The organism is Acinetobacter zhairuonensis, assembly GCF_022601715.1.
GTDB lineage: Bacteria > Pseudomonadota > Gammaproteobacteria > Pseudomonadales > Moraxellaceae > Acinetobacter.
On sequence record NZ_JAKVIM010000001.1, the window covers coordinates 19,594 to 32,347 of the forward strand.

Here is a 12,754-nt window from a genome sequence, read left to right on the forward strand (position 1 = left end):
TATCACCTCATTTCAGTTCTAGATGCTGTTGAATGATTTGGGCTAAGGTTTTGATCGCATTTTCGATCTGAATCAGATCAAAATCACCGAGCCCTAGAATCAGTCCAGAGCGTGTCCCTGCCTGAGAAAAAGTGGGTGATACGGCTTTAATTGAAATGCCCGCTTCAAGTGCTGATTGTGCAATTTTTAGATCATCCGCAGGGGCTGTCAACCAGAGCACCATGTGCATGCCTTGATCGCCTGATTCGATAAAAGCATGTGTTTTCGGAATATAGCGATCAATCAATTGAATCAGCAGTTGGCGATTTTCTGCATACACATTGCGTATGCGACGAATATGTCGTTCTAAATAGCCTTCTTGTATAAATGCAGCCAACACATGCTGATCGGCAGAAGGGGGATGACGATCGATTAGTGCTCTAAGACCACAAAAAGGCGCCACCAAGACTTTTGGTAATACCGCGTAGCCCAATCTTAACGAAGGAAAAAGCACCTTACTAAAGGTCCCCAGATAAATGACCTGATCAGGTGCCATCCCTTGCAGTGCGGGAAAGGGCTGCCCTGTGTAACGGAGTTCACTGTCATAATCATCTTCAATAATCCATGCCCGTTGCTGTTTTGCCCATTCAACCAGTTCGGTGCGTCGAGCCAAACTCATTGGCATCCCTAGTGGGTATTGATGCGAAGGGGTGACAAAGGCAGCCTGTGCATAAGGTGCCAGTTCAATCCCTTTTTGGACTTGAATCCCTTCTTCATCAACAGGAATGCGGTTGATTTGCAGATGCTGCAACGAATTTTCCAGAATAGCCGTCGTTCCGCGATAGGCAGGGTCTTCAGTCCAGACAGCGTCATGCTTGCTAAATAAAATTTGGCTACAAAGATACAGCGCTTGCTGAATACCACTGGTAATGACAATTTGCTCAGGTTCACACTGGACGGAGCGGGAGCGTCGAACATAGTCGGCTATCGCCGAACGGAGTGCATAGACACCTTGAGGATCATCATAACCTGAAGGGGCTGCTACGCCACGCGCGCGAAAGCGATTGCCAAATTTGCGCCATGCATCACTGGGTTGCGTACGCCCTGTAGGAACAGAAATGGCAAATGGGCGGTGAGCTAAAGGTCTAAATTCTTTGAGAATCTCAGCATATTTTCGTGCTGCTTCGGTCAAAGATTCGGTATCAATGGATTGGGTCGATGCTGCTTGAGGACTTGATCTTTTGAGCGCATGTGAAACAAAAGTGCCCTGACGTGCACGTGCTTCTAAAACGCCTTCGGCAATCAGTTGATCATAAGCTTCGATAATCGTTCCACGAGCGATGCCTAAGGTTTGAGCCAGTTCGCGTGAAGAAGGCAATGGATCACCAGCGTGTAAATCCCCTTGTTGTACTGCGTCTCTTAAAATCTGAATCAGTTGCGAGGCAATCTGTCCCTGAGTTTTATTCAGTTTGACCATTGAGGGGAGGTCGATCACTTTTGTGATTCTTGCCATAATTCTGGTCTACTCAAAATAAAATAAACTGGTTCTTTTAATAATCCAGTGAATAGGGGAAATTTACAACAATAAAGTCATCTTCGGTTTGAGTCACCAATAAAGGAGTGTAAGCCATGTATATCCCCGCAGATTTTGACATCCCGCAAATTGACGTCATGCATCAACTCATCAAACAGCATGCCTTGGGTATTTTGATTACGCATGGCAGCAGTGGGTTGGATGCGAATCATCTTCCTTTTGAGCTGAGCACGGAGCAGTCTGAACTTGGAGTTTTACATGCACATGTGTCAAGAAACAATCCTGTCTGGCAAGACACTCAAGATGGGGAAGAGGTGCTGGTGATATTTCGAGCGGGAGATGCATATATCTCTCCACAGTGGTATCCAAGTAAACATGAGCATCATCAACAAGTTCCAACATGGAATTACATGGTGGTACATGCCTATGGCACAGTGAAAATCCGTGATGATGAACGCTATGTCCGAGGTGTGGTGGCACGCTTAACGCGGACACATGAAGCCACACAAGCGGAACCTTGGAAAATGTCCGATGCACCAAAAGACTATTTAGAACCGATGCTAAAAGCCATAGTAGGGATTGAAATTGAAATCACCCGATTGCAAGGCAAAGCCAAACTCGGGCAAAACAAAGACTATCTGGACGTTTTTGGTGCCGCCAATGCCTTAACACAAACAGGGCAAAATGCTATTGGCGATGCCATGCATCAGGTTGCAGCATTAAAAAAAGTTATGTGAATAAAGAATAAGTTGAGGAATCCAGTATGCAATGGATCAAGCCAGTGACCTTGGTTGGGCAAAATGTCATTTTAAAACCACTTGAAGAATCACATCATCTTGAGTTGAGTGAGGCGGTACAAGATGGTGAGTTATGGAAACTTTGGTACACCTCCATTCCAAAACCAGAAAACATGTTGGTTGAAATTCATAGACGTTTAGCGCTACAACAGCAAGGTCAAATGTTGCCTTTTACAGTCTTTGAACGCCATAGTGGCAAAGTTTTAGGCATGACCAGTTTCATGAATATTGACGTTGCTCACCATCGCTTAGAAATCGGCTCGACATGGTATCGTCAATCCGCACAGCGTAGTGCAGTAAATACTGAAGCTAAGCAACTCTTGCTGAGCCATGCCTTTGACGTTTTGAACTGTATTGCAGTTGAGTTTCGTACATCATCATTTAATTTTAAGAGCCGCGCTGCAATTGAGCGCTTAGGCGCCAAACTGGATGGAATATTAAGAAGTCATCAGATTGTTAAAGATGACATCTTAAGAGATACCTATGTGTACAGTATTTTGCAAAGTGAGTGGCCTGCAGTCAGACAGAATTTAGTGTTCAAATTACGTAGATAAAGCGAGGTTAGGGCGTTGGAGAGGATGTTGGGTATATATGTTATTAATCGGGCTTTTCCAATTCCCAAGCGAGAGTTAACCAAGCGCATTTGGCAGGAAAAAAACAAGGAAAACACAAATTAAGAGTGGAGAATTGAATCGAGAATTTTAAGCGATTCTTATATTTATAATTGAAAAAATGAAGTACTCCGATGATGCCGCTGCATGTGTCGTTACCCTGAACCCGATGAGTTCAAGGTGGACGCGACGTATACTTGCTGGGTTTCCCACTCGAAGGTGGGCATACACTCTAAATATACAGAACGCAATCCATAAGTTTAAGTATCGGCAGGGGAATAGACCCGCTGGCGAACATCTCAGAGTTAAGCCTAGTATAACGGATAATGGAATACTGGCAAATCATACAAGGCAAAGAACTGTAAAGTTTGGTGCTGTTTGTCGAGAGATTATGCAAATAAACGTGAAACTAGGTAAGTGTTTGCACTTCTTCAAGAATAGTGCTTAACAAACGTTCGCAATGTGCATATTCCTGTAGAGACTTATTCATGGCGAGCACTTCTTGCATTAATTCAAGTGCCACCATAATAATCAGCTTGCTAGGCTCTACGCGCGGTGCCTGACGACGAAACTCATCATATTTGTCATTTAGCAATTGTGCGGCACGTTCTAAGTCACCTTTTTTATCTTCAGTGGTGGCTAAACGAAAGCTATGTCCCAATACACGTAGTTCAACAGGAATTTGTTCACTCATGATTGCATTTCCTCATTTACTTCGGTGGGATGTGCCAATTGTTGAATTTCTTGCGCATGCTGATCTTGTTCAGTACCTAAAATGGACAGGCGCTGAATAATGGTTTCAACTTTGGTACGTGCCAACTCATTTTTTTGTAACAATCGTTCACGTTCTTGCTGCAAACCTTGAATTTCTTGCTGCGCATGACGTTGTTCATTTTGCATTTTTTCTTTAATGACACGTAACTCATTACGTTCACTTAGAATATCCTGAAAACGATTTTTTAAATCGGTACAGCTTTTTTCCAAACGACTATAACGGTCCGCTAACGCCGTTGCATCTGTATTGAGTTGCTTGAATTGTGACTGTAACTCAGTCAATTGTTCAGTCAGGTTCTCAATTTCTTCTTGTTTTTTGGTAATAATGCCATTTTTATGTACAACTTGGGCATGGTGCTGCTCAGCGGCAGTTGCGCTGGCTTCGGTTAATGCATTATTTTCGGTTTCATAATGCGCGAGTCGGGTTTTTAAAACGCCAATATGCGCCTGTAGACGCTGTAATTCTTCTAACATAACGTAGTCGCACAGTGTTGCAAACAAAGGTAATATATAAGAAGTATAGAGATTGGATAAACGAATGCAAGACGATATTTCAGGTTGGTCAGAATGGCACCAACATTTTTCCCAAATTGAAGAGATTTCAAGCCCAAGTGAGTTACATGGGTTACTGACAGGTATCGTTTGTGTGACTCAATCACCAACGCGTGAAGAGTGGCAACAAATTTTATCGACCTTAAATGTGCCAGAATTAAGCGAAATTGCTTTATCTGTACTTACAGATGAGGCAGAAGACGTATCTCACGCACTGTCTGAAGATGAATTGGACTATCTACCATTACTTCCAGATGATGAGCATGTCTTGGCAGATCGTGTTCAAGCCTTGGCAGACTGGTGTGCAGGTGTGGTACTAGGCTTTGGTTTGGCATCAGGTCATATTCGTCAAGATGAAATGGAGCTGATCGAGCATTTGCAAGATGTCGCTGCGGTCGAATTTGAAGATTCTGACAATGACGACGAAGGCGAAGACAGTTATCAAGAGCTGTATGAGTTTGTACGCCTCATTCCTGTGAGCTTAGCTTTAGGACGTAAGAAAGTTGCGGTAGATGAAAGTTCTTTGTTACAAAACGTGCATGCGCAAATGCAGCAGCATAAAAATGGTTCTGAAACCAGTGTTGTAGAAATGTTTACACCACATCGACCAAGTTAATTTTGGTCGAGTATTTGCTTTAAGATCGCAATCACAGTAACCCTATTCTTTATTAAACAAGACCGAAGAACATTTAATGAAAAAACTGACTCAAGTAGATTTTAAGGAACGTCGTGACCGCCTCGCAGAGGAAATGGGACCACACAGCATCGCGATTATTGCAACCAGCCCAGTGGCAATTCGTAACCGAGATGCAGACTACAAATTTCGAGCGGACAGCAGTTTTTTCTATTTGACCGGTTTTGCTGAACCAGAAGCGGTTGCTGTGATTGAAACGTATGAATCATTAGATGAAGGCTATACCTATAGCTTGTTCTGCCGTGAACGTAACCGTGAGATGGAAATCTGGAACGGATATCGTGCAGGGATTGATGGGGCTATAGATGATTATGAAGCTGATGAAGCTTATGCGATTGATTTGCTCGATGAAGAAATCATCGAGAAATTAGTCAATAAGCAGAAATTATTTTATCGCATTGGACATAGTTCTGAGTTTGATGTCCGTGTCAGTAAATGGATTCAGCAGGCTGATGCACAGCAACGCCGTGGCAATGAATCACCAGCGCAAGTGATTCAGTTGGATCGCATCCTAGATGAAATCCGTTTATTTAAAACCGAACAAGAAATTGAATTGATGCAAATTGCATCGAATATCAGTGCAAAAGCACATACCCGTGCCATGCAAGCGGTGCGTGCAGGCATGATGGAGTATGCGTTGGAAGCCGAACTGAATTATGTATTTGGGCAACAAGGTTGCGTACCAGCCTATAACAGTATTGTGGGTGGTGGTCCCAATGCTTGTATCTTGCACTATGTTGAAAATAATCAAGAATTGAAAGATGGTGATTTGGTACTGATTGATGCCGCTTGTGAATATGAGCTTTATGCATCGGACATTACCCGTACTTTCCCTGTGAATGGAAAATTTAGCCCTGAACAAAAAGCTTTATATGAAATTGTGTTAAAAGCCCAGCTTGCTGCGATTGATGCCGTACAAATTGGCAACTCTTATAAAGAGCCACACAATGTTGCGGTGCGTATTTTGGTGGAAGGTTTATTGTCACTCGGCATTATGCAGGGAGATATCGAACAAATTATTGAAACCGAAGCTTACCGTCAGTTTTATATGCATGGCACAGGACACTGGTTAGGTATGGATGTGCATGATGTGGGTGCTTATAAGCAAGCAGGGGAATGGCGTCCATATGAAGGGGGTATGGTGGTGACCATTGAGCCAGGGCTTTATATTGCCCCTGATGATGAAACCGTGGATGCGAAATGGCGTGGAATCGGCATTCGGATTGAGGATGATGTGGTTGCAACAGCCAATGGCCCACTGGTTTTAACCAAAGATGTTGTGAAATCAGTAGAAGATATTGAAGCGTTGATGGCTCAGTAATCATAATTTTAAAAAAGCCGATCTTCTGATCGGCTTTTGAATATTTGGATTTTGTAGTAGAGATTTTATGTTAAATAGCCCCTTGATCAGGGGCTATTTTTTGAATAACAACATTTGAAAATTATCAAAGATTAATAATTTTTGATATTTTTTTCACTTTAATGTAGGCACAGATGCAGAGTAAAGCTCCTGAGAACACCCAAACATAAGCACCGATTAGAACTGGTTGGCTGTTTTTGCCATCTATCACTAAAATAGTGACAAGACCATAGCTCATCATTGCTAAAGTTATACAGCTCCAACGAAATGACTTGGGATCATTTTCATTTAATAAAAAATATGTAAAAACGAGTGATAAATTTGCCCAAATTGGAAAAACTAAAATAATGGGAGCGATTAAAAATTGTAAAAAAAACGAATATACAAAAAGTTCATATCCTTTCATGCCATCGAATACAGGAAGAAGCCATGAAATAATCAGAATTAAAACGGCCATTAATGAAAAAAAATCGACAATCTTTTCTTTAAAAAATTTCATTATGAATAATTTATAAGTAAGTAATCGCAGTTTACTTCAAATGTCTTACTGGTATATAGATATATAGAGCATAAAAAACCCGACATCCTGTCGGGTTTTTCGTATTGTGTGTTTAGGTATAACTCCTGTCATACTTCACGTCCTGGTGTCGCACTTATCATTATTGTTTTATGTGTTGGAACATCTTGTTCTCTATGTCCCCATCATATGAAAAATCCCCATACTGACATAGACGCAATGGTCCCTAATTCATGTCAGCCTGAGCTTACAACATTGCTCAAAACTTACCCCAAGGTTTATCCGCAGAAATTGCGGATAGTTTCGGGACTGGATGTATTGAGTTATCAGGGAAAAGTTAAAATATGAGCGTTTTTGTGCATTTTTTGGCTAGAGTAAAATTTTTAAGTATCTGATATTTAAGTCAATATATAAACATACTTCGTATAAACGCCATTATGTTTAATGGACTAATTTTCTTCAATTAGCATGTAGACTAAGTCCATCTCAGGGCAAAGATATCCCATTGAAGTTAAAGCTGCTGTGATTTGCCCTCTATGATGAGTCCCATGATTGAAAACATGCAATAGAGTGGCAGCATAAGGCAAATTCATGTTTTTACCTGAAGATGTTTTGTACTGTAAGTCATATTTGAATTTTTCAACATCAACATCTCTTAAAAAATCTATCCAATTACGAGCTTTGTCCTCTAGCTGATATATCAGCTTGTCTTTATCATTTTCTATGATGGTGTTTAACATAAGTACAGGTGACGGTTTTCCTAAAAAGCGAGGAAACCACAGGTAGTGTTCACCAATAAGTAAATGATTTAAAGTTCCAGAGATACTTTTGAAATAAAGTCCACATTCGGCATTGAAATCATGATTAGAAACATTCTTCAAAACTTGATTTAATTTGCGGGTAGACCAAACGTTATATCGAGCTAATAATTCATAAGTTTTTAAATCCATCCATTTTACTCTTTAATTGCCTGCTGGAAAGCCATGAAACATCCATTGTATGCCCCACAAAATAGCTAAAATTAAAATTACAAAAAAGATGACTTCTAATTTTTTCATTTTTAAATGTTTCTAAAATAAACATAATACGGATTATGCGAAATGCGGACGTTTAAGGCCGCATTTTTTTATTTTTTAAACTAGATTCTTTCGATATTGAATAAAGCCAGTATTTATCGCTACTTGATCATATAAAATTCTTGCTTGATAGTTTGTTTCTTGAGTTAACCAATAGACTCGAGAACAATTTTTCTTATGAGCTTTAGCATATACCGCTTCTATCAAACTTTTACCACAGCCTTTAGCACGATTATCTGATTGTACAAATAGGTCTTGAAGGTAGCAATAATCGCCCTCTGTCCAGGTGCTACGATGAAAAATATAGTGCACTAGACCAATTAGTTTATTATCTACTTCAAGTACAAAACACCCCATTTCTTCACTTTCATCAATTAGACGATTAAAAGTTAATTTAGAAAGTTCTGATGTTAAACTCACTTTATAGAAGTCCTGATATCCCTTCCAAAGATTTAACCAATTCTCATAATCTTGTTTTAGAAGTTTTCTTACTTGCATGACCCTCTCTCTTTAATTTTCCTAAAATTAACATAATGCACGTTATGCGAAATGCTCTTTTTTATTTCATATAATTCATAAATTTATATCAAGCTGGTCTACTGTTCAGCGCACTAGATCGACTTTTTCATGATTTTTTATGTTCCACGAACAATGATTCAACATTGTTTCACGTTTTTATAAGTTAGCTTAAACAAAAACTTGAGTAAGTTTAGCAATAGCCGATGGTACATACTTTTTCAAAATCATGACTGCACACTTTACCTTGATAGTACGTAAAACCGTCCATTTCATTATAAAAATGAAACGCTTTCATGTAATATAAAATCCATTAAAACTTATAGGTATTTTGAGGCTACTCACCTCGAATACGCCATAAAAAGGAAACAAGCATGCAGCAAGAAGTCATCATTGTCGGTGGTGGAATGGTCGGACTAAGTCTGGCTTTAATGTTGGCGAAAGCGAATATTGCAGTCAAACTGCTCGAAGCCATCAAATACCCAAATTATGATGACATCAATCTTGCCCCTTACCATTCCAGTTTTGATGCGCGAAACAGTGCCTTATCTCGCCGTAGTGTACAAATTTACCAAGAACTCGGTTTATGGAATGCCTTGCAGCAACATGCAACGCCTATCTTACAAGTGCATATTACCGAACAGGGCAGCTTTGGTAAGGCACGCTTATTGGCAGAACAAGAAAAAGTCGAAAGTTTTGGTCAGGTTATTGAAAATGCTTGGTTAGGACGTGTGCTACTGACGCAAGTTCGCCAGCAAGCATTAATTGAACTGATAGATGGTGTGCAAGTTACCTCACTTACACAAGATGCAGAGCATGCTTATATTACGGCATCACGTGGTGAAGAGCAGCTACAACTGCAAGCCAAACTGGTGATTGCTGCTGATGGCCGAGATTCATTTTGTCGTCAGGCGCTGGGCATTGGTGTTTCTGAGCATGATTATGACCAAGTGGCAATTGTCACCACAGTACAAACCTCAAAACCACATCAGCATGTCGGCTTTGAGCGTTTCAGTCCGCTTGGCCCATTAGCATTACTGCCTTTACCAGGTGAATACCGCCGTTCTGTGGTTTGGCCTGTGAAAAAGGGCACCGAACAGGAATGGTTAGGTGAAGAAAATGACCAGCATTTCTTGGATGCCTTACAGCAAACCTATGGTGACCGTGCGGGAAAATTCCAGAAAACAGGCAAGCGTTTTAGCTATCCATTGACTCAAGTTTTAGCAGAAAAACAGGCAGTAGGGCGTGTGGTACTGATGGGCAATGCCGCACATACCATTCACCCCGTAGCTGGACAAGGTTTTAACCTGTGTATGCGCGACGCTTATGTATTGCTGCGCTATTTAGAAGCACAACAAGCCGCAGGTGCTGACATTGGCGAACCAAACATGTTGCTTGAATATGAACAAGCCCGTTTAAAAGACCAGCAACGCGTGATTAAGTTCTGCGACAGCGTGGTGCGTGGTTTTAGCAATCAAAATCCGATGCTGAAATTATTACGCAATACTGGACTCATCGCCTTCGACTTGATTCCAGGGATTAAGCCACTCGTCGCCACTTACGCAATGGGATTAAAAGCATGAGCCAAGTTCTCGATGTTGTGATTGTCGGTGGTGGATTGGTCGGTGGATTAACTGCCTTATTGCTGGCTCAAGGCGGTGTACAAGCCACTGTTTTAGATGCCGCCCCAATTCTAGATGAAAGCAAGGTGTTGGCGGTTGCCAATCCTCGTGTGCTGGCTTTGAGTCAAGCCACTATTCATTTGCTAAAAACCGTTCAAGTCTGGGATTTGCTGGCACGTCAAATGCCCTATAGCGGTATGCAAGTCTGGAATAAAAATGGCTATGGCGACATCAATTTCGGGCATGCCAGTGAAAAAACACCCTCCATTGAGCAAGCGCTAGGCTCAATGGTGGAACCAAGTATTCTCAATTTAGCCATTCAGCAACGCATGTTGAGCCAAGTGAAAGATTATCGAACCCAAGTGAAAGTGACACGTGTGGAGCGTGGAGTTGGCGTTTGGCATATTCACCTCGCCGATGGTACGAAATTACAAACCAAACTGGTGATTGGTGCGGATGGCGCGAATTCTTTTGTCCGTGAACAAGCTTTTATTGATCTGGATGTATTGGATTATCGCCAAGCAGGTATCACCTGTGCCATTCGTACTGCACAGCCGCATAAACATGTAGCACGACAAATCTTCTTGGAAACAGGCCCGTTGGCATTTTTACCGATGGCGAGTTTGAACCCAGAGCAAGATGGTTATTGGCAATCGATTGTTTGGACCTTACCTGATGATTATGCCGAAGAATATACTGGATTGGATGATCACGCCTTTTTACAACTGTTGACGCGAGAAAGTCAGCATATGTTGGGAGAAGTGCTGGAAGTCACTCCTCGGGCAATGTTCCCTTTAAAAGCGCGAGCAGCACAGCAATATATGACTTCAGGTCTGGTGCTCATTGGCGATGCAGCGCATGTGATCCATCCTTTGGCGGGACAAGGGGTGAATATTGGCTGTTTGGATGCAGCGATACTCTGTGATGCCTTATTGCATGATTTTTCGCGGGGAGTTTGGGCGCATGATCAAACCTTGCAACGTTATGAGCATAGCCGTAAAGGACAGAACGATGCCATGATGCACAGCATGTCGGCAATTGGCTGGTTAGAAACCACAACCTTATTCCCTGTGATTTGGGCGCGGAATGTCGGTCTAAAACAAGTCGAGCAGCAGCCCGTATTGAAAGATGCCTTTATGCTGCAAGCCAATGGTTTACAGGTGCTGAAAAATACCCGTTATGCAAATTAGATTTAAAAAGATAGTTTTTAGGCATTTAGTTAAATCTAATTACGAATTTGATTAAAAAAGATACGATTATTTTGCATTAACTACTAGGCGAAATCGATTTAGATTGATAAATTTCATCGTAATTCGAAACCAATTCGAAACGAAGTAATTAGAAGTCATTGCGGGGAGAGAAAGATGACGGATATGAATGATTATGATGACGTAGAAGACTCAGCAGTGGATGAGGATGAAGCGAAGGCTGCCGAAAAAGGTGCATCTGATGAAGCTACCGAAGGTACTTCTGATGGTGATGTTGCTGAGGCAGAAACATTAACCGTGACGGCGAAACTCAAGCAACGTCAGGCATTGGAAGATGAAGTGGCAGCATTTTTAGCACGTGGTGGACGGATTACCGAAGTTCCACCAGATGAATCTGCACACGACTAATCTGAGCATAAAAAACCACTCTTGCGAGTGGTTTTTTATGCGTTCGGATATTAATGGGCATCTTGCATCATTACTTTTACCTTATTTATTTTTACCCTTTAAGGAGAAATAAAATAGGCTGATGGAAGAAGCTTAAGGTGTTGCCTTAATCTGCGGTCAGCTCTAAAGCACGCTGATACGCAATTTTCTTCTTAATACCCGTCAAGTCCGCAGCCAGTTGTGAGGCTGCTTTTACCGATAAATCTTGTAGTAGGCGTTTCAGAAGTTGATCTAACTTCTCTTGTTCCATGTCTTTTTCTTGGGTTGCACCGCCCACCACCAACACAATTTCACCTTTTTGCTGATTATGGTCAGATTCGATGAACTGAACCAATTCACCCAAGGTCATTTTGCGAATGGTTTCAAAGGTTTTGGTAATTTCTCTGGCAAAACCCACAGGGCGGTCAGCACCAAAGACTTCAGCCATCGCTTTCACGCTCTCCAAAATACGATGCGGTGCTTCATAAAAAATTAGGGTTTGAGTTTCATCTTTTAGCTTTTCGAGTTGTAACAGGCGCTGTGATGCTTTAGACGACAAGAAACCTTCAAAACTAAAACGGTCACTTGGTAAACCGACACTACTTAAAGCGGCAATCGCTGCACAAGCTCCAGGTACGGGAATTACACGAATGCCATGTTCTTGCGCAGCACGAACCAATTTAAATCCCGGATCGCTAATTAAGGGTGTGCCCGCATCACTGATCAATGCCATACTTTCACCTTTTAACAGGCGCTGCACCAAGATATCAATTTTATTGCTTTCATTGTGGTCATGGCAGGCGGTCAGTGGCGTCGAAATATTAAAATGCTTCAGTAATTGGGCAGAGGTACGAGTATCTTCAGCAGCGATGACACTGACTGATTTCAGGGTATCAATTGCACGAAAAGTCATGTCATCTAAGTGCCCGATCGGGGTGGCTACAACAAATAACTGAGCACTCATGTGAAGTCTCCATGCCAAAAAAAATTAATAAGTAAAAGAAGGACGCGATAAAAGTAGTGAGGGAGCTGTATTCCCCAAACGCGTAAGAATATGGGTATTCTACCTGAATCCTTGACCTAGGCGC

14 protein-coding genes and 1 other RNA gene are annotated in these 12,754 nt (G+C 41.6%); 7 read left to right on the forward strand and 8 right to left on the reverse strand.

The window, feature by feature from the left end; translation table 11 throughout:
- Positions 1-7 precede the first annotated feature (7 nt).
- The gene (gene pdxR / locus MKI85_RS00105) at positions 8-1,492 is read right to left on the reverse strand and encodes a MocR-like pyridoxine biosynthesis transcription factor PdxR (RefSeq protein WP_241623824.1); all 1,485 of its coding nucleotides are present in this window, start codon (positions 1,490-1,492) and stop codon (positions 8-10) included.
- A 116-nt stretch (positions 1,493-1,608) separates the two neighbouring features.
- Here pdxR and MKI85_RS00110 point away from each other — a divergent pair, with 116 nt between their 5' ends.
- Both MKI85_RS00110 and MKI85_RS00115 read left to right on the forward strand, forming a co-directional pair.
- Entirely contained in the window at positions 1,609-2,250 is a 642-nt protein-coding gene (locus MKI85_RS00110) for an FMN-binding negative transcriptional regulator (RefSeq protein WP_241623826.1), read from the forward strand.
- A 26-nt stretch (positions 2,251-2,276) separates the two neighbouring features.
- Positions 2,277-2,864, forward strand: a complete 588-nt coding sequence (locus MKI85_RS00115; RefSeq protein WP_241623828.1) for a GNAT family N-acetyltransferase — start codon at positions 2,277-2,279, stop codon at positions 2,862-2,864.
- 181 nt (positions 2,865-3,045) lie between these two features.
- Here MKI85_RS00115 and ssrS read toward each other — a convergent pair.
- The 3 genes from ssrS to MKI85_RS00130 form a co-directional block, all read right to left on the reverse strand.
- Positions 3,046-3,230, reverse strand: a non-coding RNA gene (gene ssrS, locus MKI85_RS00120) — 6S RNA.
- A 100-nt stretch (positions 3,231-3,330) separates the two neighbouring features.
- The gene (locus MKI85_RS00125) at positions 3,331-3,615 is read right to left on the reverse strand and encodes a cell division protein ZapA (protein ID WP_161933538.1); all 285 of its coding nucleotides are present in this window, start codon (positions 3,613-3,615) and stop codon (positions 3,331-3,333) included.
- Positions 3,612-4,169, reverse strand: a complete 558-nt coding sequence (locus tag MKI85_RS00130; protein ID WP_241623830.1) for a hypothetical protein — start codon at positions 4,167-4,169, stop codon at positions 3,612-3,614. Before MKI85_RS00130 ends, MKI85_RS00125 begins: the two co-directional genes overlap by 4 nt.
- A 64-nt stretch (positions 4,170-4,233) precedes the next feature.
- On the opposite strand from MKI85_RS00130, the gene MKI85_RS00135 reads away from it, so the two are divergent.
- Complete coding sequence (locus tag MKI85_RS00135) at positions 4,234-4,863, forward strand: UPF0149 family protein (protein WP_241623832.1); 630 nt, start codon at positions 4,234-4,236, stop codon at positions 4,861-4,863.
- Between the two features lie 76 nt (positions 4,864-4,939).
- Positions 4,940-6,262, forward strand: coding sequence for a Xaa-Pro aminopeptidase (gene pepP / locus MKI85_RS00140; RefSeq protein WP_241623834.1), 1,323 nt, complete (start codon positions 4,940-4,942; stop codon positions 6,260-6,262).
- Positions 6,263-6,386: 124 nt separating this feature from the next.
- Here the strand turns inward: pepP and MKI85_RS00145 are convergent, their stop codons facing one another.
- From MKI85_RS00145 to MKI85_RS00155, 3 genes are all read right to left on the reverse strand, one after another.
- Positions 6,387-6,800: a hypothetical protein gene (locus MKI85_RS00145; RefSeq protein ID WP_241623836.1), complete on the reverse strand. Its 414-nt coding sequence runs from the start codon at positions 6,798-6,800 to the stop codon at positions 6,387-6,389.
- A 467-nt stretch (positions 6,801-7,267) separates the two neighbouring features.
- Positions 7,268-7,768 carry a DinB family protein gene (locus MKI85_RS00150; protein WP_241623838.1) on the reverse strand — a complete coding sequence of 167 codons (501 nt, stop codon included), beginning with the start codon at positions 7,766-7,768 and terminating at the stop codon, positions 7,268-7,270.
- A 183-nt stretch (positions 7,769-7,951) separates the two neighbouring features.
- Complete coding sequence (locus MKI85_RS00155) at positions 7,952-8,392, reverse strand: GNAT family N-acetyltransferase (protein ID WP_241623840.1); 441 nt, start codon at positions 8,390-8,392, stop codon at positions 7,952-7,954.
- 392 nt (positions 8,393-8,784) lie between these two features.
- Between MKI85_RS00155 and ubiH the strand changes: the two genes are divergently transcribed.
- The 3 genes from ubiH (at position 8,785) to MKI85_RS00170 (ending at position 11,648) form a co-directional block, all read left to right on the forward strand.
- A complete protein-coding gene (ubiH, locus tag MKI85_RS00160) occupies positions 8,785-9,993 on the forward strand; it encodes a 2-octaprenyl-6-methoxyphenyl hydroxylase (protein WP_241623842.1) in 1,209 nt (402 codons plus the stop codon).
- Positions 9,990-11,222, forward strand: a complete 1,233-nt coding sequence (locus tag MKI85_RS00165) for an FAD-dependent monooxygenase (RefSeq protein WP_241623844.1) — start codon at positions 9,990-9,992, stop codon at positions 11,220-11,222. The genes ubiH and MKI85_RS00165 overlap by 4 nt, the downstream gene beginning before the upstream one ends.
- A gap of 174 nt (positions 11,223-11,396) precedes the next feature.
- Positions 11,397-11,648, forward strand: a complete 252-nt coding sequence (locus MKI85_RS00170) for a hypothetical protein (RefSeq protein ID WP_241623846.1) — start codon at positions 11,397-11,399, stop codon at positions 11,646-11,648.
- 145 nt (positions 11,649-11,793) lie between these two features.
- Here the strand turns inward: MKI85_RS00170 and rsmI are convergent, their stop codons facing one another.
- Entirely contained in the window at positions 11,794-12,630 is an 837-nt protein-coding gene (gene rsmI / locus MKI85_RS00175) for a 16S rRNA (cytidine(1402)-2'-O)-methyltransferase (RefSeq protein WP_241623848.1), read from the reverse strand.
- Between the last annotated feature and the right edge of the window lie 124 nt (positions 12,631-12,754).

What these genes read in the sequence shown, in the direction of transcription:
- pdxR (WP_241623824.1), bottom strand. Translation starts at nt 1,492, where the DNA reads ATGGCAAGAATCACAAAAGTGATCGACCTCCCCTCAATGGTCAAACTG.
- MKI85_RS00110 (WP_241623826.1), top strand. Translation starts at nt 1,609, where the DNA reads ATGTATATCCCCGCAGATTTTGACATCCCGCAAATTGACGTCATGCAT.
- MKI85_RS00115 (WP_241623828.1), top strand. Translation starts at nt 2,277, where the DNA reads ATGCAATGGATCAAGCCAGTGACCTTGGTTGGGCAAAATGTCATTTTA.
- MKI85_RS00125 (WP_161933538.1), bottom strand. Translation starts at nt 3,615, where the DNA reads ATGAGTGAACAAATTCCTGTTGAACTACGTGTATTGGGACATAGCTTT.
- MKI85_RS00130 (WP_241623830.1), bottom strand. Translation starts at nt 4,169, where the DNA reads ATGTTAGAAGAATTACAGCGTCTACAGGCGCATATTGGCGTTTTAAAA.
- MKI85_RS00135 (WP_241623832.1), top strand. Translation starts at nt 4,234, where the DNA reads ATGCAAGACGATATTTCAGGTTGGTCAGAATGGCACCAACATTTTTCC.
- pepP (WP_241623834.1), top strand. Translation starts at nt 4,940, where the DNA reads ATGAAAAAACTGACTCAAGTAGATTTTAAGGAACGTCGTGACCGCCTC.
- MKI85_RS00145 (WP_241623836.1), bottom strand. Translation starts at nt 6,800, where the DNA reads ATGAAATTTTTTAAAGAAAAGATTGTCGATTTTTTTTCATTAATGGCC.
- MKI85_RS00150 (WP_241623838.1), bottom strand. Translation starts at nt 7,768, where the DNA reads ATGGATTTAAAAACTTATGAATTATTAGCTCGATATAACGTTTGGTCT.
- MKI85_RS00155 (WP_241623840.1), bottom strand. Translation starts at nt 8,392, where the DNA reads ATGCAAGTAAGAAAACTTCTAAAACAAGATTATGAGAATTGGTTAAAT.
- ubiH (WP_241623842.1), top strand. Translation starts at nt 8,785, where the DNA reads ATGCAGCAAGAAGTCATCATTGTCGGTGGTGGAATGGTCGGACTAAGT.
- MKI85_RS00165 (WP_241623844.1), top strand. Translation starts at nt 9,990, where the DNA reads ATGAGCCAAGTTCTCGATGTTGTGATTGTCGGTGGTGGATTGGTCGGT.
- MKI85_RS00170 (WP_241623846.1), top strand. Translation starts at nt 11,397, where the DNA reads ATGACGGATATGAATGATTATGATGACGTAGAAGACTCAGCAGTGGAT.
- rsmI (WP_241623848.1), bottom strand. Translation starts at nt 12,630, where the DNA reads ATGAGTGCTCAGTTATTTGTTGTAGCCACCCCGATCGGGCACTTAGAT.